Annotated in this window: 20 protein-coding genes; 10 read left to right on the top strand and 10 right to left on the bottom strand. The window is 70.0% G+C overall.

Annotated elements, in window-relative coordinates; translation table 11 throughout:
• Positions 1–116 precede the first annotated feature (116 nt).
• From GV015_RS07480 to GV015_RS07455, 6 genes are all read right to left on the bottom strand, one after another.
• Positions 117–1,244 (bottom strand): zinc-binding dehydrogenase, encoded by a 1,128-nt coding sequence (locus GV015_RS07480; RefSeq protein WP_124768656.1) that lies wholly within the window; start codon positions 1,242–1,244, stop codon positions 117–119.
• A gap of 19 nt (positions 1,245–1,263) precedes the next feature.
• Positions 1,264–2,055, bottom strand: a complete 792-nt coding sequence (locus GV015_RS07475; RefSeq protein ID WP_236555367.1) for an HAD family hydrolase — start codon at positions 2,053–2,055, stop codon at positions 1,264–1,266.
• On the bottom strand, positions 2,052–3,314 hold the full coding sequence (locus tag GV015_RS07470) for a TIGR03364 family FAD-dependent oxidoreductase (RefSeq protein WP_236555366.1): 1,263 nt from the start codon (positions 3,312–3,314) through the stop codon (positions 2,052–2,054). The genes GV015_RS07475 and GV015_RS07470 overlap by 4 nt, the downstream gene beginning before the upstream one ends.
• Positions 3,311–5,068 (bottom strand): phosphonate ABC transporter, permease protein PhnE, encoded by a 1,758-nt coding sequence (phnE, locus tag GV015_RS07465; protein ID WP_159877692.1) that lies wholly within the window; start codon positions 5,066–5,068, stop codon positions 3,311–3,313. The genes GV015_RS07470 and phnE overlap by 4 nt, the downstream gene beginning before the upstream one ends.
• Positions 5,068–6,063 (bottom strand): phosphonate ABC transporter ATP-binding protein, encoded by a 996-nt coding sequence (phnC, locus tag GV015_RS07460; protein WP_085511842.1) that lies wholly within the window; start codon positions 6,061–6,063, stop codon positions 5,068–5,070. The genes phnE and phnC overlap by 1 nt, the downstream gene beginning before the upstream one ends.
• A 138-nt stretch (positions 6,064–6,201) precedes the next feature.
• Positions 6,202–7,122, bottom strand: coding sequence for a phosphate/phosphite/phosphonate ABC transporter substrate-binding protein (locus tag GV015_RS07455; protein ID WP_159877690.1), 921 nt, complete (start codon positions 7,120–7,122; stop codon positions 6,202–6,204).
• 261 nt (positions 7,123–7,383) lie between these two features.
• Here GV015_RS07455 and GV015_RS07450 point away from each other — a divergent pair, with 261 nt between their 5' ends.
• Entirely contained in the window at positions 7,384–8,523 is a 1,140-nt protein-coding gene (locus GV015_RS07450) for an alpha/beta hydrolase (protein ID WP_236555365.1), read from the top strand.
• 69 nt (positions 8,524–8,592) lie between these two features.
• Here GV015_RS07450 and GV015_RS07445 read toward each other — a convergent pair whose 3' ends face one another.
• Positions 8,593–10,356 carry a cell wall-binding repeat-containing protein gene (locus GV015_RS07445; RefSeq protein ID WP_159877688.1) on the bottom strand — a complete coding sequence of 588 codons (1,764 nt, stop codon included), beginning with the start codon at positions 10,354–10,356 and terminating at the stop codon, positions 8,593–8,595.
• A gap of 234 nt (positions 10,357–10,590) precedes the next feature.
• On the opposite strand from GV015_RS07445, the gene GV015_RS07440 reads away from it, so the two are divergent.
• Positions 10,591–12,021, top strand: coding sequence for an alanine--tRNA ligase-related protein (locus GV015_RS07440; RefSeq protein ID WP_159877686.1), 1,431 nt, complete (start codon positions 10,591–10,593; stop codon positions 12,019–12,021).
• A gap of 14 nt (positions 12,022–12,035) precedes the next feature.
• Here GV015_RS07440 and GV015_RS07435 read toward each other — a convergent pair whose 3' ends face one another.
• The 3 genes from GV015_RS07435 to GV015_RS07425 all read right to left on the bottom strand — a co-directional run bounded on the left by GV015_RS07435 (position 12,036) and on the right by GV015_RS07425 (position 17,220).
• Entirely contained in the window at positions 12,036–14,087 is a 2,052-nt protein-coding gene (locus tag GV015_RS07435) for a bifunctional lysylphosphatidylglycerol flippase/synthetase MprF (protein WP_159877684.1), read from the bottom strand.
• 126 nt (positions 14,088–14,213) lie between these two features.
• A complete protein-coding gene (locus GV015_RS07430; RefSeq protein WP_159877682.1) occupies positions 14,214–15,389 on the bottom strand; it encodes an MFS transporter in 1,176 nt (391 codons plus the stop codon).
• A 247-nt stretch (positions 15,390–15,636) separates the two neighbouring features.
• On the bottom strand, positions 15,637–17,220 hold the full coding sequence (locus GV015_RS07425) for a PucR family transcriptional regulator (RefSeq protein ID WP_159877680.1): 1,584 nt from the start codon (positions 17,218–17,220) through the stop codon (positions 15,637–15,639).
• Positions 17,221–17,376: 156 nt separating this feature from the next.
• Here GV015_RS07425 and gabT point away from each other — a divergent pair, with 156 nt between their 5' ends.
• From gabT to GV015_RS07385, 8 genes are all read left to right on the top strand, one after another.
• Positions 17,377–18,741 carry a 4-aminobutyrate--2-oxoglutarate transaminase gene (gabT, locus tag GV015_RS07420; RefSeq protein ID WP_159877678.1) on the top strand — a complete coding sequence of 455 codons (1,365 nt, stop codon included), beginning with the start codon at positions 17,377–17,379 and terminating at the stop codon, positions 18,739–18,741.
• Positions 18,742–18,921: 180 nt separating this feature from the next.
• Positions 18,922–20,388: an NAD-dependent succinate-semialdehyde dehydrogenase gene (locus GV015_RS07415; RefSeq protein ID WP_159877676.1), complete on the top strand. Its 1,467-nt coding sequence runs from the start codon at positions 18,922–18,924 to the stop codon at positions 20,386–20,388.
• A 261-nt stretch (positions 20,389–20,649) separates the two neighbouring features.
• On the top strand, positions 20,650–22,008 hold the full coding sequence (locus GV015_RS07410; protein WP_159877674.1) for an NAD(P)/FAD-dependent oxidoreductase: 1,359 nt from the start codon (positions 20,650–20,652) through the stop codon (positions 22,006–22,008).
• Between the two features lie 271 nt (positions 22,009–22,279).
• Positions 22,280–23,176 (top strand): universal stress protein, encoded by an 897-nt coding sequence (locus tag GV015_RS07405; RefSeq protein ID WP_159877672.1) that lies wholly within the window; start codon positions 22,280–22,282, stop codon positions 23,174–23,176.
• On the top strand, positions 23,173–24,750 hold the full coding sequence (locus GV015_RS07400) for an APC family permease (protein WP_159877670.1): 1,578 nt from the start codon (positions 23,173–23,175) through the stop codon (positions 24,748–24,750). The genes GV015_RS07405 and GV015_RS07400 overlap by 4 nt, the downstream gene beginning before the upstream one ends.
• A gap of 104 nt (positions 24,751–24,854) precedes the next feature.
• Positions 24,855–25,115: a phosphoribosylformylglycinamidine synthase subunit PurS gene (gene purS, locus GV015_RS07395; RefSeq protein ID WP_064294182.1), complete on the top strand. Its 261-nt coding sequence runs from the start codon at positions 24,855–24,857 to the stop codon at positions 25,113–25,115.
• Complete coding sequence (gene purQ, locus GV015_RS07390; protein WP_064294181.1) at positions 25,112–25,813, top strand: phosphoribosylformylglycinamidine synthase subunit PurQ; 702 nt, start codon at positions 25,112–25,114, stop codon at positions 25,811–25,813. The genes purS and purQ overlap by 4 nt, the downstream gene beginning before the upstream one ends.
• Positions 25,814–25,991: 178 nt before the next feature.
• A complete protein-coding gene (locus tag GV015_RS07385) occupies positions 25,992–26,699 on the top strand; it encodes a FadR/GntR family transcriptional regulator (RefSeq protein WP_159877668.1) in 708 nt (235 codons plus the stop codon).
• Positions 26,700–26,722 lie beyond the last annotated feature (23 nt).

Below are 26,722 nucleotides of genomic sequence, written 5' to 3'. Positions count from 1 at the left end.
ATGGGGGCGCTCGAAGAGGTCACGTCGCCCTCGGACGCCGTCGCCGAGACCTCGACCCGATCCCGCGAGGCTCGCCGGAGGGTTCGAGCCGGCTCGCGTGACCTCCCGCGGGTCGTTCAGGGTCGGACACCGACGCGCGGGAAGGCGCCCGATGCAGCTGCGACGAGCGCCTCGTCGACGTCCTGCAAGGGGAACTCCGGGCCGACGAGTTCGGCGAACGGATACCGACGCCACGCACCGGTCAGGAAGTCGACCGCGCGTGCCAGATCCCGCGGTCGGTAGTTGTGTGCGCCGCGCACCGTGAGGAGGCGTCGGACGATCCGTTCGGCGTCGATGCCGAGCGGCGCACCGGGCGACACGCTGCCGACGAGGACCGCCGTCCCGCCGATCGACAGCGACGCGATGGCGGCATCGACGGCACGGGCGTCGCCGGACATCTCGATGGCCACCGGGAATCCCTCAACGCCCGCCGCCAGGTGCGCGGCGTCGAGGTGCTCGGCGGCGCCGATCGTGGGGTCGACGGTCGCGATGGCGCCGAAGCGACCGGCGAGCAGCCGGCGGGCGGGGTCCGGATCGCTCACGACGACGCGCGCCCCGGCATCGGTCGCGATGGCTGCGACCGTCAGCCCGAGCATCCCGGCGCCGGTCACGAGGACCGCCGTGCCGGGCAGGTCGTGCCCGGCCGCATCCAGTGCGGCGATCGCGGTGGCCGTCGCGCAGGACGCCGGCGCGAAGACGGCGGCGGGCGGCGTCTCCCCCACGATCACGATGGCCGTGCCCTCGAGGAGTTCGACGTGGGTGGCGAATCCGCCGCTCAGCTCCCAGCCGCGGTGGACCCGGTCGTGCCCGTACTTCGCGAGCCGGCGGCACTTCTGCTCCAGGCCGGCGGAGCAGCGGTCGCAGACGCCGCAGCTCACGACGACCGACCACACGACCCGCATCCCCGCGACGAGGACCGTGCCGTCCACCGCGGTGACGGGTCCCCCGACCGCCACGACGCGTCCCACCTGTTCGTGCCCGAGGACGAGCGGCGTGGCGGCGTCGCGGTGCCCGAGGACGGTGTGCACGTCGGAGCCGCACACGGTCGCCAGTTCCACCTCGACGAGGACGTCGCCCGGCCCGAGCGTCACCCCGGGCACCGCCATCGCCTGGTGCGGGTGCCCCGGCCCCTGCCAGACCATCGCGATCGGCGACGGTCTGATGAAGACGTCGTTGCCCTCGTGCGCGGTGAGCGTCGTGTGCATGGTTCCCCCGGTCGGTCGTTCAGTCGAGACCGAGCAGCGCGGGCAACTCGGCGATGCTGGTGATGATCTCGTCGGCGCCCGCCTCGAGCAGCGTCTCCTCGTCGTGTGCTCCGGTGAGCACCCCGACGACGAGCCCGGCGCCGGCGTTCACCCCGGACAGCATGTCGCTGGCCGTGTCGCCGACGACGACCATGGTGTCGACGGCGCTCGCACCGAACCGGAGGAGCGCCGTCAGCGGCAGGTCCGGCGCTGGACGCCCTCGACCGGCGTCGGCGGGCGACAGGGCGTCGTCGGCGAGTTCGGACCACCTGAGGCTCGCGAGGAGCGCGTCGCGCGTGGCGGGGGCGAACCCGGTGGTGAACACGACGCCCATGCCGAGCTCGCGGAGCCGCCGCACCGTGTCCTCGGCTCCGGCGATCGCCTCGACGCGCCCCTCGCCGACGAGTCGCTCGTAGGCCTCTTCGAAGGCGGCGTTGCCGGAAGCGGCTCGAGCCTCGTCGCCGTCGGTCAGCATGAGGAACACGTCGAGCTTCGACTGGCCCATCGTGTCGCGGACGAGCTCGATGGCCGCGTCGAGCGCGTCCTCGGTGTCGATGCCGATCGTCTCGGCGGCGACGCGGAAGGCGTCCTCGACGACGCCGTCGTCCGAGACCGTCGTCCCGGCGAGGTCGAGGACCACCAGTTCGAGCAGGAGGTCGTCCTCGTGCGCGTCGTCGAACCCGCCTTCCAGCTCGTCGAGGTCGGTCTCCACGTCGTCGTCGAGGTGGGGCGCCGCGGTGCTGTCCTGCTGGGGTCGATCGATGCTGGTCACGAGAGGCCTTTCTGAAGGTGGGCTGATGCGGCACGGATGCTGGTCGGCTGCGCCGGCGAGAAGGTCGGGCCGAGGTGCTCGGCCACGGCCAGCTCGCCGAGCGCGGGTCCGGTGGTCATCCCGATGCCCGTGGTCGCGGCGACCACGCGGACGCCCGGGGTCGGTTCGTCGATGAGCAACTCCTCCGGGGCGGTGGCGTAGACGCCCTGCCAGCGTTCGAGGACGTCGAGCCTGGTCCCGAACAGCGTGCTTCCAGCCCGCAGGAGTTCGTCGAAGGCGTGCTCGGACTGGAACGGGGAGACCGCTTCGCCGCGACTGTGGGTGTCGCCGAGGATGATCGAGCCGTCCGGCAACTGGGTCGCCATGAGGTTGACGTCGAGCGAGGCGAGCCCGGGGTGGTCCTGCTGCAACCGCTCCCGGAGTGCCGGGATGGCGGGCGAGTCGGCGAATCCCGCGTAGCGCAGGAGCGACCACCCGGTCAGGAGCGGCGCCGGCATCGGCATCGGGAGTTCGGCGCGCACCCGCACCATGTCGAGCGCGCATCGACGGACGACCGCCCGCTCGGCCAGCTCGGGGAGGAGCGTGTCGATGTCGTGGTTCACCGCGACCACGGTGAGGCCTGCGGCGATGACCCCGCGGCTGGTGTCGACGAAGCCGGAGCGCAGTCCGGTCACGGTCGTCCGGCGTCGGAACTCGACACCGCGGCGTTCCAGGTACGCCGCGACGGCGCCCAACGCCTGACGCGGGTTCACCTGGAGGTCGCGTGGCAGCCAGGCGCCGCCCACCACGTCGTCGGCACTGATCGGCACCTCCTGCAGGAACTCGGCCGCGTCGTACAGGCGGACGTCGGCCGCAGCTCCCGCCTGGGCACGGGACGCAGCGAAGTCCTCGAGGACGCGCAGCTCGTCGAGGTGCCGGGCGACCACGTGCGTGCCCGAGCGCCGGACCCACAGCCCAGCGTCCTGCTCGAGTCGCTGCCAGATCTCCGCCGAACGCGCGGCGAGGCGGGCGGCGAGCCCGGCCTGCGGCGTCGCGGCCAGATGACCGAAGTTGCGGACCGACGCACCCTGGGCTTCGGCCGAACGTTCGACGACCACGACCTCGGCACCGGCGTCCACAGCGGCGAGCGCCGCGGACAGCCCGACGATGCCGGCTCCGACGATCACGACGTCCGCGCGATCGGCCGAGGCACCGAGCGAGCCGACGCCGAGGCCGACCCGCGGCGCCGACACCCCGCCGCTCATCCGTCGTCCGTTCACGAGAACACCCTCCGCATCCACATGGCGATGCCCTCGACGACGAGGACCACCGCGAGGATCATCAGCACGATGGCCGTGACCTGGTCGTAGTTCCCACCCTGGTCCGCCTGGATCAGGTAGTAGCCGATGCCGCCCCCGCCGACGATGCCGAGCATGGTCGCGGCGCGGATGTTCGTGTCGAGCGTGTAGAAGGTGTGCCCGACCAGTGCACGGGCGCCCTGCGGGAGCGTCGCGGCGGCGTAGACCTGTGGGCGCGTCGCGCCGACGGCGGTCAGCGCGCGTTCCGGTCCGGGCGCGACCTCCTCGAAGGAGTCCGCGATGAGCTTGCCGAGGAGGCCGATCCCGCAGATGCCGAGCGCGAGCGTCCCCGCCTGGGCCCCGAGCCCGGTGACCACGATGAGGAGGATCGCGAGGATGAGCTCCGGGATGCCGCGGATGCCGACGAGCGCGAACCGGGCGCCGGTGCGGACACCGCGGTTCGGGGCGACGTTCCGTGCGGCGAGGGACCCGATGACGATCGAGCAGACGAGGGCGATGAGGGTCGCCGCGAAGGCGATCGCGACGGTCTCGAACATGGCCTCGACCATCTGCTCCGTCGTGCGCATGCCGAACGACGGAGGCCAGAGTCGGACGAGGACGTCTGGGGCCTTGGCCCAGAACGTCACGAGGTCGCCCCACTGGATGTCGGACACGACGACGCCCCAGACCACGACCGCCACGGCGAGCCAGGCACCGACGGTGTCGCGGACGCGGGCCGGCGTCCACGGACGCTTCGCTGCAGCGGCGATCCGGGACTCGGCGCTCGGAGAGGCGACCGTGCGGCTGCTCCCACCCGCCGCACGACGTGCCTCCCGGCCCGCGGCCACCCGACGCACGACGCGGTCACCGAGTCCACGTCCGGTCGGCTGCACCCCGAGCATCACGGTCCGCACGGTGCTCGACACGATCTCCATGACGACGCACAGCGCGAAGATGACGATCGCGAGTCCGATGCCGAGCGAGTAGTCGAGGGATTTGAACGCGAGCGACAGTTCACGGCCGAGGCCGAGGACGCCGACGTAGCCGAGGAGGACCGAACCGCGCAGGTTGATGTCGCCGCGGTGGAGGACCGTGGCCACCCAGGACGGGAGGACCTGCGGCAGGACACCCGAGGTGAACTCCTGCAGCTTCGAGCCGCCGGCCGCCCGGATCGCGAGTCGTGGCCCCTCGTCGACCTGCTCGATCGCGTCCGCGAAGAGCTTCGAGATCATGCCGACGGAGTGCAGCCCGATCGCGATGATGCCGGGCAGCGAGCCGAGCGAGAACATGAGCACGAGGATCATCGCGATGACGACGTCCGGCACGGCACGGCTGAGCACGCCGACGAACCGACCGACCGCGCGCCAGGCCGGTCCCGGGGTCGTGTTGGCGGCCGCGAGGTACGCGACCGGGATCGAGAGCACCGCAGCGAGGACGGTGCCTGAGATGACGATCCCCAGGGTCAGGGCGGTGAGTGACAGCAGTTCCCCGGGCGGCGGGAACGTGATCGTGCCCACCCGGTTGAAGAAGTTGACCGCGTTGCCCCAGCTCGCCACCATGTTCGGGATCGAGATCCCGACCTCGAGGAGCGAGTAGACCGAGAACGCGAGCAGCGCGATCAGCGTGAGCACGGCGGCGATCGTCTGCGGTCGGAGCCGACCGACGGGAACGGGTCCGGAGAGTCCTGGCGGGCGGCCGGCGGGCGGTGCCGTCTTCGCGGGTGCGGTGACGACCATCAGCGGGTCCTGCCCGGTCGACGGAGCTCGTCGGGCTCGCGGCCGTCGACATCGGCGTCGAACTCCCACTCCGGGTCGTCGGGCAGTTCGTCCTCGCCCACGCGCTCCTCGACACCGAGCAGGCCGCGGAGGTCGTCGTCGGGGTCGCCGAGCAGCTCGTCGGTCTCCAACTCCACAGCGATCGCCTGCAGCTCACGGGTGCTCGTCGCGACCCGGCCGTAGATCTCCATCACCTCGGTCTTCGACAGGCCGTCGGTCGTGGTGTCGAGGACCACCTCGCCGTGGCGGAGACCGACGATGCGGTCGCCCCAGGAGAGCGCGAGGTCGACCTGGTGCAGGCTGCACACGACGGTGAGTCCGCGGTCGATCGCGATCTCGCGGATGAGGGCCATCACCTGCTCGCTCGATTCCGGGTCGAGGGAGGCGACGGGCTCGTCGGCGAGGAGGATCTCGGGGTCCTGCATGAGCGCTCTGGCGATGGCGACGCGCTGCTGCTGACCGCCGGAGAGGGTGTCGGCGCGCTGGTAGGCGCGCTCGAGGAGCCCGACGCGGTCGAGGTGACCGAGCGCCTTCAACTTCAGGGTGCGGCCGTAGCCGAGGATGCCGAGACGTGGTCCGCGGACGCCCGCCAGCGAACCGGTCAGGACGTTCTCGAGGACGGTGAGCGACGGGACCAGCTCGAACTGTTGGAAGACGAACCCGACACGGGCGCGGAGCCGGCGCAGGGCACGCTGTCCGAGGGCCGGCACCTCGTCGCCGAGGACCGAGACCGACCCGGCGGTGGGCCGCTCGAGACCGTCCAGGTGACGGAGGAGCGTCGACTTGCCGGATCCCGACAGACCGAGGAGGACGACGATCTCACCACGGCGGATGTCGAGGTCGACGCGCTGCAGCGCGACCGTGCGGTCGAAGCGCTTCGTGACCCCGCGAAGACGCACGAGCGGTTCCGCTTGGTCGGGTGCGGTGTGACGCGCCTGCTGCTCGGTGACGCTCATGACTGCTGCCTCTCGTGAGGTTGATGGTGGTGCGGATGTCGCAGCTCGACAGGCTCGGTGACCGGGTACCGGAGCACCGGTCACTGCCCTTCGACAAGCTCAGGAACCGCTTGTCGAAGGGCGGGACTGGCGCTCAGGTCAGGCCTGGCACTGCTTGGCGTTGGTCTTCTTGCAGATGTCGCGGATGGTGTCGTAGTACGCGTCGTCGACCGGCGAGGTGCCGTAGAAGGTCGCGCGGAAAGCGTCGCTGTCGGCGCTCTTCACGCCGGAGTCGATGATCTGGTCGATCGTGACCTCGGACAGGGCCTTCTCGAGCTTCTCCTTCACGTCGGCGGGCAGCGAGTCGGACTCGACGATCGGCGCACCGGGGACCATCGTGCGGTCGATGACCTTCACGCCGTCGTTCTTCTCGACCTCGGAGTCCTCGGCGAAGCCCGCCTCGCACTCGACGCCCTCGGCGGTCTTCGTCACCGAGACGTCGTGCTTGCCGGCGAAGACCGGGGTGATGTCCTTCTCGGGGTCGATGCCGGCCTCGAGCAGGTTGTAGCTCGGGAACAGGTACCCGGACGTCGAGGACGGGTCCACGAAGCAGACCTTCTTGCCCTTGAACTCCTCGATCTTCGTGATCGACGAGTCCTTCGGGACGATCGCCTCGGAGTAGTAGCCCGGCTCCTGCCCCTTGACGGTGATGATCGACGAGATCGGCGTGATCTTGGCCCCGTTGTTGAGCGCGGTCACGTAGGTGAAGCCGGAGAAGGAGGCGACGTCGATCTTCCCGGCCACGGCCGCCTCGATGAGGGCCGCGTAGTCGGTCGACTCGTGGTACTCGACCTTCTTGCCGGTCTCCTTGGCGATGTAGTCCATGAGCGGCTGGTAGTTGGTCTGCGTGTCGACCGAGTCGGGGACGACGCCGAAGACGAGGGTCTGGTCGTCGACCGCGAAGGTCCCGGCCGCGGCGGAACCGGTGTCGCTGGCGGTGGCGCTCGAGCAGGCGGCCAGGCCGATCGAGAGGAGGGCGGCGGCGCCGAGCGCAGCGACGCGGGTGAGGGAGAGCTTCATGTGCTGGGACGTACCTTTCAGAAGGACCGATGCACCCGCCCGCTCCGCGCGTGGCTCCGGTGGATCGGAACCGCGAGTGACCGACGCGGGCACTGCTGTGTGCCGTACGTGTGATCACGCTACGAGCGGCGCCCGAACAGGGCCGGGCCTCCCGGTGAACAGGAGGTGAAGCCCCGCGGAAGGATCGATCAGGCAAGCCACGGCCGTCGTCCGCCGAGCCGCCTAGACTGCTGGAATCCGCCCATCCGAGCAGCAGAGCAGGTGAGTCGTTTGCCCCTCGACCCGATCTTCGTCGAACGAGCGCGGACGCACCGCGCCTACCTCATCTCGACCGCACTCGAGCAGGCGAAGGCCTTCTTCCTGCGGCCGAAGACGACCACCGTCGCGCGCCCGAAGCCCGCTCCCGCGGCGGACCCGAAGGCGACCTCCCCGAAGGCCGCCGGACCGAAGGCGAAGCCTTCGAGCCCGACGGCGAAGGCAACCACCGCCGCACCCCGCCGCAAGAAGACGCGCGCACAGCACCGCAAGGCCGCGCGGAACTGGGACAAGAAGGAGCTCGCGACCGTCGGCGTCCCGGGCCCGGAGCTGCGCATCGAGGAGCACACGATCCCGGTCGCCGGCTTCCCCGACGTCCGGATCCGGCTCTACCACCCGCCGACGGCCGACGGCGACCAGGCGGTGCCCGCGGTCCTGTCGTTCTTCGGTGGGGCGTTCCGCATCGGCGGGATCGACTACCCGACGACCGACGCGGGGTTCCGTCGTCGGGCGGCCGACGCCGGCGTGGTCATCGCCGCCGTCGATTACGCGCTCGCTCCCGAGCACCGGCACCCGACCCAGCTGGAGCAGGCCCACGCGGCGCTCGAGTGGCTGTTCGCCGAGGCCGCGACGCTCGGGATCGACTCGGGGCGGATCGCCGTCGCCGGGGTGTCCGCCGGCGGCAGCATCGCGGCGGCGCTCACGCTCGTGAATCGTGAACGCGGCCGGCTGCCCATCCGGCTCCAGCTGCTCGAGGTGCCGGTCACGGACCTGACCGGCGGCCACATCGACCTCCGCCCCGTGCGGGAGATGGGCATCCCGAGGATCTTCGCGATCAAGGAGCTCCGTTCCGTCGCGAAGACCTACCTCCTGGATCGACGTCAGGCGAAGGAGCCGCACGCGTCGCCCCTCCTCGCGCGGTCGCACGCGGACCTCCCCCGCGCCGTGATCCTCACGGCCGAGTACGACCCGCTCCGCGGCGACGGCGCGGCCTACCTCGCCGCGCTCCGGGCCGACGGCGTCGACGCGAGCGGGACGATGTACCTGGGCGCGACGCACGACACCCCCATCTTCGGCGGCGTGCTCCCTGCGGCCCGCCGCTGGCACGACGACGTCGTGACCGCCCTGCGCTCGCTCCACGACTGAATCGACGCGACATGCCGGCAGCGGCCCGCGTGACCGCTGCCGCTGCACCGTGCGGCACCCCGCGCTGCGTCAGCAGGAGAGCAGACGACCGACGTTCTCGTTGAGGACGCTCACTCCGCCGAGCAACGTGACGTTCGACGCGTTGGCCCGGAGGACCGCGTTCGTCGTCGGAGGGATGCAGTACTGCCTGGAAAGGTAGAGCGGCGCGTGTTTCAGGGCGGCGAGGGCGCCACCCGTCAGTGCATCGGCGAAGTCGCTCCCGGTGGCCAGGTAGAACGTCGCGGGCGAGGAGTCCTTGAAGAACTCCGAGTTGATGACCACCGCGGTCTCGAACCGGTCGGACCCCGCCAGTCGGATGACGTTCCCGGCTCCCTCCTGGCTCCCGATGCCGTCCGCGATGCCCTGCGACACCGACACCGTGCCTCCCGCGATGTAGACGCTCTTCACGTCCATGGCGGCCAGACGACCGAGCGTGGCGGCGTCGGCGGTCGGTGCGGTGCCGTCGACGAGCAGCATGGGTCCTGCGTCGGAGATCGCCGCCGCCCCGGTGAGCGCATCGGCGAAGCTGAGTCCGGTGGCGATGAACGCCTTGTCGGCTGCCGGGAAGACCTCGCTCGCGACCGCCAACGAGGTCGCGAAGCGGTCGTCGCCCGCGTACCGCACGACGGGTGCGACGGTACTGAGCTGCGCGAGCGCCGCTGCCGAGACGGCTTGTTCACCGCCGACGACCTTGATGGTCTTCGGCTTGAGACGACGCAGCTCGGTCATCACCGCCTCGGGTACGGCATCGGCGAGGGTGAGCAGCACCGGGCCGTTCTCCTTGGCCGCTGCAGGCGCTGCCGACAGGGCGTCCGGCGCGGAGAGCGCGTTGGCCACGTAGGCGACGCCGGCGTTCCCGCTGGGGAACGCTCGTTGCGACACGGCGACGGCGGTGCCGAAGCGATCGGAGCCGGCCAGCCGGTCGACCGGGGCCCATCCGTTCCGGGTGAACGTGTCGGCCTTCGCGAGGTTCACGTCCACGGCACCGGAGAACCCGGCCACCACGCCGCGGCTCGAGTACTGCCACATCGACCAGTCGGACCAGTTCCGGGTCAGCTGCGGCGAACCGTTCGGCGCCCCGTTGTTCGAGCCCCACACCGCAACCCACAACGGGTGGCCGGCGTTCGCGACCGCACTCCAATCGCCGTTGTTGACCGCGTTCTGGTTGAGGTAGATGAGCACCTTGAGGCCGGGGTAGCTCTGCTGCACACGCTGGATCCACTCCATGGCCTGCGCGGGCGTGTACGCCGCGACGCCGTCGATGGCCTCGATGTCGAGCGCGACGACCTCGCCGATGCGGATGTCGCTCTGTGCGACGAAGTAGTCCGCCGCGGCTGTCGGCGTGAGACCGTTCTTGTCGCCGTTCATCCAGTAGTGACCCACGAGGAGTCCTGCGGCTCGCGCACGGGCGAGTTGCGCACGGTAGGCGGGCGCGACGTAGGGGCTGTCCGAGGCGTTCCCGCCGCCCATCTTGATGATCGTGAACTGCCCACCCGCCGCCTTGAACGCCTGGAGGTCGATGTTGGTCTGCGACGTGGCGATGTCGATACCGAAGAGCTGGCCGTCGGCGCGGGCCGGGACGCTCGCCTCACCGAGGGGCGCGGGCGCCACTCTGCGCTGCTGTTCCTCCGCTCGAAGCTCGGCTCCCATGCCGTCCTCGACGGCGACCGGTTCGCCCGACGGGGTGTCGCTGTCGGCTGACGCCGCGGGCGCGATGCCGACCGATGTGGCGAGCAGCGCCATCACCACCACCGAGAGCACGCCAGCCGATCGGGACCGCCAGAATTTCGTCATCGCCTCACCAAACATCCTTCGTCGTCTCCGGGCTCCGTGTCGGCCCGCGGGCCGCTTGGAGAGGCCGCATTTCGTACATTATGGTCCGAGCGGCTCGCCGGGGGCCGCATTCCAGGTCGATCGGGGCGTCGAGACCCCCTTGCGGCGCGACGGCCGGTGACCCGCGACCGGAGTGGGCCGCGTCGCCGCGCCGACCGGCTTCCCCTCGGGCCCGAAAGCTGGAATCGTGTCGGCATGGACGCCCACGAGATCCGCAACGCCTACCTCGACTTCCTCGAACGGAACGGCCACGCGCTGATCAAACGGGCACCGCTCGTCCCGCGGGGCGACACGAGCACCCTGTTCAACGGCAGCGGCATGCAGGCACTCCTGCCGTACCTCCTCGGTGAGGAGCACCCCGACGGGCGGCGGCTGACCGACAGCCAGCCGTGCGTCCGTGCCCAGGACATCGAGGACGTCGGCGACAACCGACACACCACCTTCTTCGAGATGCTCGGCAACTGGTCGCTCGGCGACTACTTCAAGGAGACGCAGATCCGGCAGTTCTTCACCTTCCTGGTCGACATCGTCGGGCTGGATCCGGAGCGGATCTCCGTCACCTGCTTCATCGGCGATCCCGCGAACGGCATCCCACGCGACGACGAGGCCGCGTCGATCTGGGCGTCCGTGTTCGCCGAACGCGGGGTCTCCAACGGGATCGCGGAGATCGGCTCCCAGGCCGACGGCGACGCGCGCGGGGTGCGGCCCGGAGAGCGGATCTTCTTCTACGACGGCGGCGAGAACTGGTGGTCCCGCGGCGGGTCACTCGAGGGCACCCCGATCGGCGACCCGTGCGGCCCCGACAGCGAGGTGTTCTACGACTTCGGCCCCGAGTTCCAGGATCCGTCCTACGGCCTCGCGCATCCCGCGAGCGACGGCGGACGGTTCATGGAGATCGGCAACCAGGTGTTCATGCAGTACCGCCGACGCGAGGACGGCTCGTTCGAGGAACTCGCCAGACGCAACGTGGACTTCGGTGGCGGCCTCGAACGCATCGCCGCCGCGTCGATCGACTCCGACGACGTCTTCCGCATCTCGCTCCTGTGGCCCATCGTCGAGCGACTCCAGGAGCTCACCGGGAAACGCTACGAGGACGAGACCGCCGCCATGCGCATCATCGCCGACCACCTGCGGGGTGCGACCTTCCTGGCCGTGGACGGCGTGCGTCCGTCGAACAAGGAGCAGGGCTACGTCATGCGGCGGCTGCTCCGACGGGCGATCCGGCTCGCACTCTCGCTCGACCTCCACGAGAACTTCTTCGGTGAGATCGTGCCCGTCATCGCCGGCTTGTACGCCGACGACTACCCGGAGGTGGCCGCCGCCCGCGACGAGGTCGTCGCCGTCCTCGTCAAGGAGGAGCAGTCGTTCCGACGCACGCTGGGCGCAGGCCTCCAGATGGTCCAGGGGTACGCCGGGCGGGTCATGACGGGACACGACGTGTTCCGACTGTCGGATACGAACGGCTTCCCGAAGGAGCTGACCATCGAGGAGGCCGGGCGCCTCGGCATCGAGGTCGCTTCCGGCTGGGAGGCGGAGTTCGCCGCCGCGCTCGCGGAGCAGCGTGCGCGGTCCCGCGGGGCGACGCACCTCGGCGCCGCCGGCCTCCCGGGCGGCGACACCGCCTGAGGGTCGGCCTCCGCTCAGTCGCGCTTGAGCATGTCGATCCCGGCGCCGGCGAACTGGCGGAGCGTCGCGTCCGGCAGGAACGCGCGGGTGAGCGCCGCGGCGATCCGCGTGAGGTCGCCCTCGTCGCGGTACAGGAGGTAGATCGGCTCCGATCGGGGGTTGAACTTCTGCTTGAACCGGTGGAGGGACGAGAAGCCGTACACCGGCTCCAGGATGCCGCTGAGCTGACCCAGCAGGTGCGCGATGCGCCCCTCGTCGTCCTCCACCCGGTGCGCGAGCGGCGCGCCCGAGAGCGAGAGGATCTGCGCGCCCTCTTCGGCGAAGACCTTGGCCGAGGAGGCGATGAGGAACTCCATGACCGAACCGAAGCCCTCTTCGCGTCGCCGCATGAGGTCGAGCGTCCACCCGCGGTGCTCGCCGTCGGGGCCGAAGACCGGAAGCCAGCTGAGGAAGCCGTCGACGTCGCCGTCCGGTGAGATCGCGAGTGCCAGACGGACCTCGGGGTCGTCGGCCTCCTGCAGGGTCCCGAGGGTGAACCGCATCTCCGGCAGACCCTTGTCGCCGACCCAGCCCTCGGAGATGGCGCGGATCTGCTGCCGGACGCCCCACGTCTCGGCGGCGTAGGTACTCATGCGGAAGACCATGCCCTCGCGCTCCGCCTTGTTGAGCGCCGTGCGGATGTTCGACCAGGCCTTGCCGGTGAACGCGAGACCGGGGAGGTCGACGATCGTGTCGTCGGCGATGATGAGGTCGCGCCATCCCTCGGGCATCGCGTCCTTCGTCGCCTGGCTGGAACTGAAGAAGCACGGGATGAGGGAGTCGCGCTCGGCCGCCTGGACGAACTCCTCGACGCTCGCTCGGAGGTGCTCCGGCGGGCCGAGCGGGTCGGCCAGCACGATCGCGACACCGGCGTGCTTCTGGTAGGGCACGAGGCCCACCGAGGTGCGGAAGTACTCCATGCCGTCCCACGTGGCCATCCAGGAGAGCGAGCCGCCGCCGTCGGTCCGGATGAGCGCGCGGGCGTCGTCCGCCGACGGCAGGTCCTGCTGCTGCTTCCGCCCGACGCCGAGCTGCCGGCGTCGGTGGGACGAGAACGCGCTGCGGGTCGCAAGGAGGTAGACGAGGAAGGCGAGCCAGAGCACGGACGTCGCCAGGAACACGTCGGTGTCGCCCCAGTCGATCGGGAGCTCGGCGGGGTCCAACGGAGACAGCGCCAGGTACAGGACCGCGACCAGGACGTTGAGGATCGCCCAGACGACACTCAGCACCCACGCCCAACGGCGACCGAGCCGCAGGCCGTTGGCGACCAGGATGATCACGACCGTGTCGATCGCGACGTCGAGCCACGGGCCCTCCGCCGGAGCGGTCGGACCGAACGGGCCGTTGGTCGGCACGAGCAGGGCGACGATCTGGACGACGCCGAGGGCCACGCTCGTCGTGAACGCGAGCAGTCGGCGCTCGCGGACGCTGGCCCGCTGGATGCGGAAGGAGCGGTTCACCGCGAGGACGAAGAGCACCGCGAAGGCGTGCTCGAGGTCCGCGAGCGAGCCGATGAAGAGGACCCCGATCGCGGCGTAGGACGCGACGATGATCCAGCCCCGCTGCCGCCAGGGCGAGGCGAAGAGCGACACACAGGCGGCGAAACAGGCCATCGTCCCGCCGGACGGACCGACGTCGAGCATCCCGGCGAGGCTCGTCGCCCACGGCCAGGGCAGCTGACTCGCGGCCCAGAGGAACCCGGCGGTGGCGAGGACGGCGACGAGCTGACCGGCGGCGAAGGTGATGAGCGCCACCTTCGATCCCCGCCACCACTCCAGCAGTCCGACCCAGGCGAATCCGATCACCGCGAACACGTAGGCCCAGGGCTCCACGACGAGGAACGTCCCGGTGACGGCGGTCCACCAGCGCCCGGCCTCGAAGGCGGGCAAGCCGTAGGCGACCGCGTCCCACCACGGTTGCGCCGTCGTCGACTCCCAGAGGCCACGCCCGACGACCCCGACGACGAGGACGACCAGCACCAGGGCGATCGTGACCGGCACCCGGCCGACCACCGTTCGTATCCTCATGCGCGCTGCCCCCTTCGTGGTTCCACGGAGCACACGCGCGCCGTGCGGTCGAGGCTACAGAACGGCCGCGCGGGACCGCAACGCATCGCCGTCCGGCAGGCTGACCAGCCCGAGCCAGAGCAGATGTCACCGAGTGTGGTCCGGCTCCGTCGAGCGGAGTGCACGGCGCCGCAGATTCCGGGCGACCATCGACCCGGTCAGCAATGCGACTGACGCGACCGCACAGACGATCAGGCTGATGCCGAGGAGCATTCCCGGGGTGAACACCTGCAGTCCGAGCAGGCTTAGACCGAGCATCAGGAACGCACCGATGGTGTTGCCCGTGCCCATGAGGGCGTTCATGGAGGACAGCAACGCTGCAGGCGCGCGCGTTTGCAGCGAGAACACCAGCGAATTCGAGTACAGGAACAGCGGGAAGGGCAGGATGACGACGAGGAGGACGCGAATCAGGCTGTCGAATGCGACGATTCCACAACCGATGAGGGCGATCAGGCACAGCAGCGCAGGACTCATCCAGGTCCGGTGAGACAGGCGTCTCCACGCGGCGTTCGCGGCGATGTTGACGCACTGGAAGAGCACGAAGATCAGTCCGAACCATGCAGCGGTCAGGCCTGAATCGAGAAAGACCATCTGCCACATCTGAAAGAACGGCGTGAATGCCAACTGCGTCAGGGCGACGAGGAGGACCGCTGACACGATGTAACGATCCTCTCGTAGCGATGCGAGAAGTCGTGGCGGCGGCTCCATTCTGGATCGGCGAACCACTGCTGTTTCCGGCAGGCAGAATGCACCCCAGACTGCCGAACCGACGAACAACGCGACCGACAGGACGTACACGTCGGACGCGACAAGCGGATACAGCACTGTCGTCGCACTGGCGCTAGCGATCGTGGCGCAGAGCACCACATTCCGATCGACGACGAAGAACCTGCGGAACGCTTGGTCATCCTCGCGGAGCAAGGTTGCGAAATGGATGTCCATCGTCGAGCCGTTGAGTGCCATGCCCACGGCGTAGATCGCCCAGGCGCTGCACATGGCTGCGAGCCCGTCGCCGCACCAGACGATGCTGTATGCCACGCCCACGACGAGGATCGACAGCACATACAGGCGCTTGCGCGAGTACCTGTCAGCGAGCAGTCCAGCCGGGAACTGGGTCACCGTGAGAACGACCATGTAGATCAGCTGCGTCCAGATGATCGTGTCGAACTGGAGGCCTTTCTCCAACAAGATCGGCGTCAGCACCGCCTGCGGAAGCACACGACCGATGGTGAAGCCGGCACTCACGCCGAAGTACGCACTCATACGCACGCGAAGGTCCCTCTCCATGACGGGAACGGGCGGAGCAGCCAGGAGCGACCGCTCCGCCCGTTCCAGTGATCCACGGCGTAGAAGCGTTGCGGTGCATACGACCAGCTCCGGTCACACCGAGCCTAATATATATGTTGCTCACGGCGAGCGGTTGACCGGGATCCCCACCCACCATCCGGAGCCTGCTCGCAGGCCACGCTCGGCCACGGCGGGCGAACGAGGATCGGGGCACGCTGTGACGTCAGCGTGAAATGACCGAACCGGAGGCTCCCAGGCTGACCAGCGCGAGCCAGAGTTCGGCCCGAGCGGCGAAGGTGTCGAGGGGTCGCCCGAGCACCTGTTCGACCCGGGTGATGCGGTTGCGGAGCGTGTGTCGATGGATCCCGAGTCGCCGCGCGGCGGGCTCCCACTGCCCGTTCGCCTCGAGCCAGCCGCGGAGGCTCGGCACGAGGTCGGAGCCCTCATCGCGGTCGACGCGGAGCACGGGCTCGAGCAGTTCCTCGGCCACGGCGGCGGCGCGGACGGGGTCGAGCAACCCTGCCATCCCCGCTGCGGCGAGCGCCCCGAACCGTACGACGGCCTCGCCGGCGGAGACGGCGTGCTCGTGTGCGGAGACCGCCTGCTCGATCCCCGTCGTCAGTTCAGCGAGCGCGACGGCTCGGGAGAGGCCGAGCCGCCGAGCGGGGGCCGCCGCGATCACCGCCTCGACCGCCCGATCGACGTCCGTCTCGGTGTCCACCTCGGCCGCTGCGAGGAGGAGGACGGGCCGTCCGTCCTGCTCGGCGACGAAGAGCGAACCTGGACTGAGCGTCTCGGCCCGTTCCAGCTCGGTGAGGAGTGCCTCGCGTGCTGCGGTCGGCCCGGAGCAGACGCCGACGCGAACCGCTCCGGTCGGCAACGGCGTACCGAGCTGTTCGGCGACCTCACGCGCCGCGGTGGTCTGTCCGGCGCGGAGCAGCTGCCAGACGCCGGTGCGCAGCGAGCGCCCAGCCCGTCCGAGCGCGCCGCCCTGCTCGAGGGTGAGCCCGGCGATGGCGACGACGGAGGTGACGACGCTCTGGGCTGCGGCGTCCAGGGGGCCGTCGGTCCCGGCGATGGCGAGGACACCCCGGAGGTCCCCACGCCGACCGAGGGTCTGGAGCGAGACCGTGCGGGTGCGGCTCGCGAGCGTCGCACCCGACCGCTGCCCGCGGCTGAGGAGCATGGTGGCCTCGCCGGCCACCCGCTCCAGGAGGCGCTCGGTCTCGGGACCGGCGGTGGGCCCGTCGCCCGCGATCGCCACCGGGGTCGCATGCGCGTCGAAGAGCACGACCCAGGCACCGAGCGACCGCGCGAGTTCGGTGACGACGGCGGCCGTCGCGTCGGGGCGGAGCGCGGCGAACGCGATGGCGCGCTGGGCTCCCAGGGCCCAGGCGTCCCTCGCCCGCGCCGCCTCAGTGAGGAGGTCGGACGCGTACCGGATGACGGCGATGAACGGCGTGCGGTACGGAACCTCGATGAGCGGCATCCCGTGCGCCGCGCAGGCCTCGGCGAGTTCCGGCGGCGTCCCGGCCGTGATCACCTCAGTACCGAACCCCAGTCCGGCGACACCGGCGTCGCCGAGACGGGCGACGTACGCCTCAACCTGCGTCGTCGACACCGCGGTCCCGAACTGCGTCCCCGTCGTGAGCAGCACCTGGTCGGCGAGGAGGAACGGCGTGGGGTCCGGGAGGTCGGATCCGGAGACCCAGGCGATCTGCCGGTCGAGCGCACCCTCGGTCCCGGCCACCACGAGCTTGAGGCCGAGCGCGCGGTGGTCGAGGAGGTCCTGCAGCGTCGGCGCCATGGCGTGAGTCTACGCATGGATGCCGAATCGTCCAACCGATGCCGCTGGCATGGACAGACTGTCGACTGCCCCGAGGCGGACCGCTGCCTAGCCTGGGTGCACTGCTCGCGGACGACCTCGGCGCCCCCGCCGGACGCGGCAGCCGAAGGAGTACCGATGACGAGCAGCACCGCAGCCCCCGCGCCCTCCATCCTCGGCGGACCCTCGCTCCCCCAGGAACGTCGCCTCGTCACCGCCATCCCCGGACCGATCTCCGAGGAACTCATGGCCCGGAAGCACGCCGCGGTCGCGTCCGGCGTCGGCACCACGATGCCGGTGTTCGCGGCCGGCGCGGGCGGTGGCGTCCTCGTCGACGTCGACGGCAACTCCCTGATCGACCTCGGGTCCGGCATCGCCGTGACCGGTGTGGGCAACAGCAACCCGCGCGTCGTCGAGGCCGTCACCCGACAGCTGCAGGAGTTCACCCACACCTGCTTCACCATCACCCCCTACGACTCCTACGTCGAGGTCGCCGAGGCGCTCAACCGCCTCACCCCCGGCGACCACGCCAAGCGGACGGCACTGTTCAACTCGGGCGCCGAAGCGGTCGAGAACGCGGTGAAGATCGCCCGCAGCCACACGAAGAAGCAGGCGGTCGTCGCCTTCGACCACGCGTACCACGGCCGCACGAACCTGACGATGGCCCTCACCGCGAAGTCCATGCCATACAAGAGCGGCTTCGGCCCCTTCGCCTCCGAGGTGTACCGTGCACCGCTGTCCTACCCCTTCCGCGACGGCGGACTGACCGGCCCCGAAGCGGCGCAGCGCGCGATCACCCAGATCGAGAAGCAGATCGGCGCCGACAACCTCGCGGCGATCATCATCGAACCCATCCAGGGCGAGGGCGGCTTCATCGTCCCGGCGGACGGCTTCCTGCCGGCCCTGCTCGACTGGGCCCGCGCGAACGACGTCGTCTTCATCGCCGACGAGGTGCAGACCGGCTTCGCCCGCACAGGTGCGATGTTCGCGTCCGAGCACTTCGACATCGTGCCCGACCTCATCATCACTGCCAAGGGCATCGCGGGCGGCCTGCCACTCTCCGCCGTCACCGGACGAGCGGAGATCATGGACGCCCCGCACGCCGGCGGCCTCGGCGGCACCTACGGCGGCAACCCACTCGCCTGTGTCGCTGCCCTTGCGGCGATCGAAGCGTACGAGGAGGAGGACCTCGCAGCCTCGGCCCGGGCGATCGAAACCCGTATCGTCGACCGCTTCACCGCGGCACAGGCCTCCGACCCCCGCATCGGCGACATCCGCGGGCGCGGCGCCATGATGGCGGTCGAGTTCGTCGACCCAGCCACCGGCGAGCCCGACGCCGCCCTCACAGCACGCGTCGCGAAGGCCGCCCACCAGGCCGGGGTCATCGTCCTCACCTGCGGCACCTACGGCAACGTGGTCCGCTTCCTCCCGCCGCTGACCATCCCCCTCGAGCTGCTCGACGAAGGACTCGACGTCGTCCTCGAGGCGCTCGCCGCGAACTGACGGCGCGCCCGCCGGTCCCTGAGCCTGTCGAAGGGCCGCCCTTCGACAGGCTCAGGGACCGAGGCGGCCCCGCCCTTCGACAAGCTCAGGGACCGATGTGGTCGTCCCCGAGCTTGTCGAGGGGCATGCACGCTGAAACACTGTGACCGACGGCACCGACACCACCAAGGAGCTCCACCCATGACCGACGCACGTGAAACCGATCTGCTCGCCAAGGTCCCGAACGGCCTGTTCATCGGAGGCGTCTGGCGCGACGCGACGGAGGGCGCGACGCTCGACGTGAGCGACCCGTCCACCGGCGACGTCATCAAGACGATCGCGGACGCCTCGGTCGCCGACGGCACCGCGGCCCTCGACGCAGCCGTCGCCGCCCAGGACGAGTGGGCGGCGACCGCTCCCCGCACCCGCTCGAACATCCTCCGGAAGGCCTTCGACCTCCTCCAGGAGCGCCGCGAGGAGTTCGCCCTCCTCATGACGCTCGAGATGGGCAAGCCCCTCGCCGAGGCGAACGGCGAGGTCACCTACGGTGGTGAGTTCCTCCGCTGGTTCTCCGAGGAGGCCGTCCGCATCTCCGGACGCTACGGGTCGAACCCCGAGGGCACCGGCATGATGACCGTCTCGCAGCACCCCGTCGGTCCGTGCTTCCTCATCACGCCGTGGAACTTCCCACTCGCGATGGCGACCCGCAAGATCGCCCCGGCGCTCGCCGCCGGCTGCACGGTCGTCGTCAAGCCCGCCGAGCTCACGCCGCTCACGACCCTGTACTTCGTGAAGCTGCTCGAGGACGCCGGGCTCCCCGCCGGCGTCGTGAACGTCATCACCACCTCCAGCTCCTCCGCAGTGTCCGGCCCGATCATCGCCGACCCGCGGCTCCGCAAGCTGAGCTTCACGGGCTCGACGGCCGTCGGCCAGAAGCTCATCGAGCAGTCCGCGAAGAACGTCCTCCGCACCTCGATGGAGCTCGGCGGCAACGCCCCGTTCGTGGTGTTCGAGGACGCCGACCTCGACAAGGCCGTGGAGGGTGCGATGGCCGCCAAGTTCCGCAACATCGGACAGGCGTGCACCGCAGCGAACCGCTTCATCGTCCACCGCGACGTCGCGGACGAGTTCGCGCAGCGCGTCACCGAGAAGGTCAACGCGTTCCGCATCGGTCGTGGCACCGAGGACGGCGTGACGATCGGCCCGCTCATCGACGACCGCGCGGTCACGAAGGCGAAGACCCTCGTGGGCGACGCCGTCGAGCGCGGTGCCGAGGTCCTCACCGGCGGCGAGGCCGTCGACGGCCCCGGCACCTTCTTCCAGCCGACGGTCGTCACCGGGGTCGTGCCGGGGTCCGACATCCTCCGCGAGGAGATCTTCGGCCCGGTCCTCGCGATCGTGCCGTTCGACGACGAGGACGAGGCCGTGCGGCTCGCGAACGACACCGAGTACGGGCTCGTCTCCTACGTGTTCACCACCGACCTCGCCCGCGGACAGCGCATGATCGGCCGCCTGCAGACCGGCATGATGGGCCTCAACGTCGGCGTCATCTCGAACGCCGCTGCACCGTTCGGTGGCATCAAGCAGTCGGGTATCGGTCGCGAAGGCGGGCTCGAGGGCATCCACGAGTACCTGTACACGAAGTACACCATGACGCCCATCGGCTGACCGCCTTGGTCGGCACAACGGAAACCGTCGCCGATCGTCGATCCGACCGGCGACCTCGCCATCCCCGGTTCCATCCGACCGCCGGATCCGCCATACTCGACTATCGGCGCCGGTCCCGAGCACCAGCCGACACCCGCACCACCCGGCCCCGAGCACCACCCGGTCACCCGAGCACCACTCCGGCCCCGAGCACCACCCCGGTCACCCGAGCACCACCCGGTCCCTGAGCTTGTCGAAGGGCCACGAACAGGAAGACACCTCATGAGCGCTATCGAACGCGACGTCGTCATCATCGGCGCCGGGGCCTCCGGGCTCACGGCCGCCACCAAGCTCCGCGCGGCGGGCCTGTCCGTCGCCGTCCTCGAGGCGCGCGACCGCGTCGGTGGTCGCCTCTGGACGAACCACATCGACGGAGCCATGCTCGAGCTGGGCGGCCAGTGGGTCTCCCCCGACCAGACCGCGCTGCTCGCCACGCTCGAGGAGCTCGGACTCGACACCTACTCCCGCTACCGCGAGGGCGACAGCGTCTACGTCAATGCCGAGGGCGTGCGCACCCGCTTCACGGGCGACATCTTCCCCGTCGCCGAGTCGACCGCGGCCGAGATGGAGCGACTCATCACCCTGCTCGACGAGCTCGTGGAGGAGGTCGGTGTCACCGAGCCGTGGGCGCACGCCCGGGCGAAGGAGTACGACCGCATCTCATGGAGCGCCTGGCTCGCCGAGCAGACGAACGACGTCGAGGCACGCGACAACATCGCCCTCTTCATCGCCGCCGCGATGCTCACGAAGCCCTCCCACTCCTTCTCGCTCCTGCAGGCGCTGCTCATGGCGGCGTCCGCCGGCAGCTTCACCCACCTCGTCGAGGCCGACTTCATCCTCGACAAGCGCGTCGTCGGCGGCCTGCAGCAGGTTCCGATCAAGCTCGCCGAGGCCCTCGGCGACGACGTCCACCTGTCCTCGCCCGTGCGTCGCCTCGAGTGGTCCGACGCCGGCGTCTCGGCCGAGGCGGACAGCGTGACGGTCAACGCGCGGTACGCGATCGTCGCCGTCCCGCCGAACCTCTACTCCCGCATCGACTTCCAGCCGCCGCTGCCGCGCCTCAGCCACCAGATGCACCAGCACATGTCGCTCGGGCTCGTCATCAAGGTCCACGCCGTGTACGAGACGCCGTTCTGGCGTGAGGACGGCCTGTCGGCGACCGCGTTCAGCCCGTACGAGCTCGTCCACGAGGCCTACGACAACACGAACCACGAGGACCCGCGCGGCACGCTCGTCGGGTTCGTCTCGGACGAGCGCGCCGACGAGGTCTTCAAGCTGAGCGCCGAGGAGCGCCGCGAGCGGATCCTCACCTCGCTGTCCCACTACTACGGCGAGCAGGCCCTCTCGCCGGTCGTCTACTACGAGAGCGACTGGGGCAGCGAAGAGTGGACGCGCGGCGCGTACGCGGCGAGCTTCGACCTCGGCGGGCTGTCGCGCTACGGCGCCATGCAGTCGACGCCGGTGGGCCCGATCTACTGGTCGACGAGCGACCTCGCCGCCGAGGGCTACCAGCACGTCGACGGCGCGATCCGCAAGGGCGCCGACACCGCGGAGGCGATCATCACCCGCCACCAGGCGTAAGCGTCTCCCGGTTCCTGAGCCTGTCGAAGGGCCTCGGTCCCTGCCCTTCGACAAGCTCAGGAACCGCGTGTCGAAGGGCGCTCCGCTCCCCGCCCACCACTTCCGGTCCCTGAGCTTGTCGAAGGGCCACCCCCGTCGATACCCTGCACCAACGAAACACCCGCACACCGCCGTGCATCCTGGTCCCGGTTCCTTAACCGGCGGTTCCTGAGCTTGTCGAAGGGCAGGAACCGCCATCACACGCTCGCACCCGATCGAAAGCGAACACCAGATGAGATACATCGTTGGCTACACCGATACGCCGGCGGGACGCGACGCGCTCGCGCTCGGCATCCGGATCGCTCGGACCACCGGCGCCCGGCTCGACATCGTCCTCGTGCTCGCGAACGAGGAACGCCCGACGATCACCCCGGCCGATCCCGGCTACGAACGGTTCCTCCGCGAGACGGCCGACCGCTGGCTCGCCGAGGCGCTCGACGCGGTCCCCGCCGACATCACGGCCAAGACGCACCTCGTGTACGACGAGTCGTTCGCGGAGGGCCTCTTGGAGGCCTCCCGCATCCTCGAGGGCGGGCTCATCATCATCGGTGCGGCGCGCGGCGGACTCCTCGGCCGGTTCACGCTCGGCAGCGTCGCGAACACGCTCCTGCACTCGGCGGTCGTCCCGGTCGCCCTCGCTCCGGTCGGCAGCCGCGACCTCCTCGACGCGCAGCCCACCGGCGGCACGGTCAGCCGGATCACCTGCGCGATCGGCACCCGTGCCGGCGCGCACCAGCTGCTCGACGCGGCGATCGTCGTCGCCAAGAACGCGGTCATCCCGCTCCGTCTGGTCTCGCTCGTCGCGCTCGACCAGCCCGAGGGCGCCGAGCACGCCGAGGCGACCGCCCGGGCCGAGTCGCACGCGGCGGAGGTCCTCGCCTACGCGACCGAGCACCTGCCGAAGGACATCGACGTGACCACCGAGATCGCCTCGGGCACCCGCATCGAGGACGCCGTCTCGCACCTCGAGTGGAAGCCCGCGGAGATCGTGCTCGTCGGTTCCAGCCGACTCGCCACCCCGAAGCACCTCTTCCTCGGCTCCACGGCGGCGAAGATGCTGCGGGAGCTCCCCGTACCCATGGTGGTCGTGCCCCGCGACTCCGTGCTGACCCTCGGAGACCCGACATGACTCCTCCCGAAACCACTCCCCCGCGCGACGTCGCCCACCCCGAGACCACCGCGACGGGCGCCCTCTCCAAGAAGGGCCTCGGCGCCGGCACCGTCGGCCTCCTCGGCGCGATCGTCATCGGCATCTCGTGCATCGCCCCGGCGTACACGCTGACCGGTGCCCTCGGTCCGACCGTCGCGGAGGTCGGCACCCACGTGCCGGCCATCTTCCTCGTCGGCTTCATCCCGATGCTGCTCGTCGCCTTCGGCTACCGGGAGCTCAACAGCCGCATGCCGGACTCCGGCACGTCGTTCACCTGGGCGACGCGCGCGTTCGGCCCGTGGGTCGGTTGGATGGCCGGTTGGGGCCTCATCGCCGCGACCATCGTCGTGCTCTCGAACCTCGCGGGCATCGCGGTCGACTTCTTCTACCTGATGCTGTCGCAGATCTTCCAGAACCCCGACATCGCCGGCCTCACGTCGAACCCGTTCATCAACGTCATCACCTGTCTGGCGTTCATGCTCGGGGCGACGCTCATCTCCTACCGCGACATGCAGACGACGCAGAAGCTGCAGTACGTGCTCGTGGGCTTCCAGTTGCTCGTGATGGTGCTGTTCGGCATCGTCGCCTTCGCGCACGTCGCGGGCGGGGACGCGTTCGACGCCCTCCCGATCTCGCTCGACTGGTTCAACCCGTTCGCCGTTGGGTCGTTCAGCGCCTTCGCCGCCGGCCTCTCGCTCTCCATCTTCATCTTCTGGGGTTGGGACGTCACGCTGACGATGAGCGAGGAGACGAAGGGGTCGAGCTCGACGCCAGGCAAGGCCGCCACGGCCACGGTCGTCATCATCGTCGTCCTCTACCTGTTCCTGTCGGTCGCGCTCATCAACTACGCGGGCGTCGGCGACGGCGAGTTCGGGCTCGGCAACGAGGACATCCAGGGCAACGTGTTCTTCTCGCTCGCGGGGCCCATCCTCGGTCCGCTCGCGATCCTCGTGTCGATCGCGGTGCTGTCCTCCTCGGCCGCCTCGCTGCAGTCGACGTTCGTCTCCCCCGCGCGGACCCTGCTCGCGATGGGGCACTACGGCGCGCTGTCGCCGAAGTTCTCGAAGGTGCACCCGAAGTTCTTCACGCCCGGCTACGCGACGATCGTCTCCAGTGTCGTCGCGTCGGTGTTCTACGCGGTGATGCGCTTCATCTCCGAGGACGTGCTCTGGGACACGATCACGACCCTCGGCATGATGATCTGCTTCTACTACGGCCTGACGGCGTTCGCGTGCGTCTGGTACTTCCGGAAGCAGTGGTTCTCGAGCGCACGGAACTTCTTCTTCCAGTTCTTCTCCCCGCTCGTCGGCGGTCTCATCCTGGGCGTGCTCTTCTTCACCACGATCATCGAGAGCGCCGACCCCGACTACGGCAGCGGGTCGAACATCGGCGGTGTCGGGCTCGTGTTCATCCTCGGCATGATCATCATCGTGGCGGGCATCGTCATCATGCTCATCCAGGCGAAGCTCCGACCGGACTTCTTCCGCAACAAGACGCTCGCCCGCGGCATCGCCGGCGACGCGAACGAAGCGGACGCCGCCCTCCCGGAATGACCCGCTGACCACGACGCCCGTCCGACGCACCTCGTCGGCGTCGCGTCGTGCGCTCGGCGCTAGACTGTTCGCATCCCCGCCGCGTCGCAACGAAAGAGACCTCCGTGCCGACCATCGTCGTAGAAGTCATGCCGAAAGCCGAACTGCTGGACCCCCAGGGCAAGGCCGTCGCCGGCGCCCTCGCGCGTCTCGGCAAGAGCGAGTTCACCGATGTCCGCATCGGCAAGCGCTTCGAGCTCACGGTCGACGGCCCCATCACCGACGCCACGCGCGCCACGGTGCAGCAGATCGCCGACGACATCCTCTCGAACGCCGTGATCGAGGACGTCGTGGCCATCCACTACCCCGAGGGCTCCGAGGCATGACGACCCGTATCGGTGTCATCACCTTCCCCGGTTCGCTCGACGACCGCGACGCTCAGCGCGCGGTCCGCATGGCGGGTGCCGAGCCCGTCGCGCTCTGGCACGGCGACCACGACCTCCAGGGTGTCGACGCCGTCATCCTGCCGGGTGGCTTCAGCTACGGCGACTACCTCCGTGCCGGCGCGATCGCCGCAGTCTCGCCGATCATGACCGAGCTGAAGGACGCCGCCGGCAAGGGCATGCCGATCCTCGGGATCTGCAACGGCTTCCAGATGCTCGTCGAGGCACACCTGCTGCCCGGTGGCCTCATCCGGAACGCCCACCAGCAGTTCATCCGTCGCGACCAGCTGCTCACGGTCGAGAACGCCGACACCGCCTGGACCCACCAGTTCTCGAAGGGGCAGGAGATCACCATCCCGCTCAAGAACGCCGACGGCGGCTACATCGCCGACGCCGAGACCCTGGCGCGCGTCGAGGGCGAGGGCCTGGTCGCCTTCCGCTACGCGGGCGTGAACCCGAACGGTTCGCTCGACGACATCGCCGGCCTCACGAACCCGGCCGGCAACGTCGTCGGGCTCATGCCGCACCCCGAGCACGCGATCGAGCCGGGCTTCGGTCCCGACACCCCGCTCGCCATGCGCTCCGGTGTCGACGGTCTCGCCTTCTTCACGAGCGCTGTGCAGGCCCTCCAGGCGGTCTAGCAAACACCCGTCGTCTTCACGCCCGTCCCGATCCGTCGGGGCGGGCGTGTTGCGTCGGTGGAGGGATCCCGCAGTGCCGCCCAGGTCCCTGAGCGCTGCCCCGGTCCCTGAGCTTGTCGAAGGGCGGCCCGCACCACCGGCTACCATCGACACTGGTCGGACCAATCGAGGGGGCAGCATGGCGGAGCCGCTCGAAGCGCTCGTGGCGAGGCTCGTCGAACTGGCCACGCCGGAGCCCGGCACCACCGCGCGGCGCCTGCCTCCGGAACGCGAGCTCGGCGAGGCACTGCAGATGAGCCGCGGCGCCCTTCGCGAACAGCTCGCGGTCCTCGAACGGCTCGGCTTCCTCCACCGCACCCAGGGTCGGGGCACCTCCATCGACGCTCCGGGCGACGACTTCGTCCGCAGTTGGTTCACCATCTCCCGTCAGCTGGGCTACCTGTCCGACGATCAGTTCGCCCGCTCGCGCATGATGCTGGAGGAGACCGTCGCCGAGGCGGCCGCCGGGCTCGTCACCGACGAGGCGGTCGCGGTGCTGCGCGACGACGTCGACCGCATGATCGCCGCGACGCTCGCCGGGGATCACGATGCGGCGCTCGAGGCCGACGTCGACTTCCACAGCCGACTGAACGCCATCGTCGACGACCCGATCTTCCGACTCATGCACGAGGGCTTCAGTCACGTGCTCCGCGAGACGATCCGGCAGCGTCGACTCCGCGCGATCGAGGTAGAGCAGCCGGACGAGCGCGGCGTCCGGCGGACCGACAGCGTGCACTACGCCGTCGTCGACGCCCTGGCCGCTCGAGACGCCGAGGCCGCCCGACGCGCGATGCGCCAGCACTTCGAGGACTGGTTGCGGCTCGAAACGGACGACGGCGCGAGCTGACGCGTCGCGACCCCGACGCCGTT

Origin of the sequence: Plantibacter sp. T3 (genome assembly GCF_902506515.1) — a bacterium.
Classification (GTDB): Bacteria; Actinomycetota; Actinomycetes; order Actinomycetales; family Microbacteriaceae; genus Plantibacter; species Plantibacter auratus.
The sequence above is the reverse complement of the archived record's forward strand: the minus strand, read 5'-3'. Positions and strand labels throughout refer to the sequence as shown.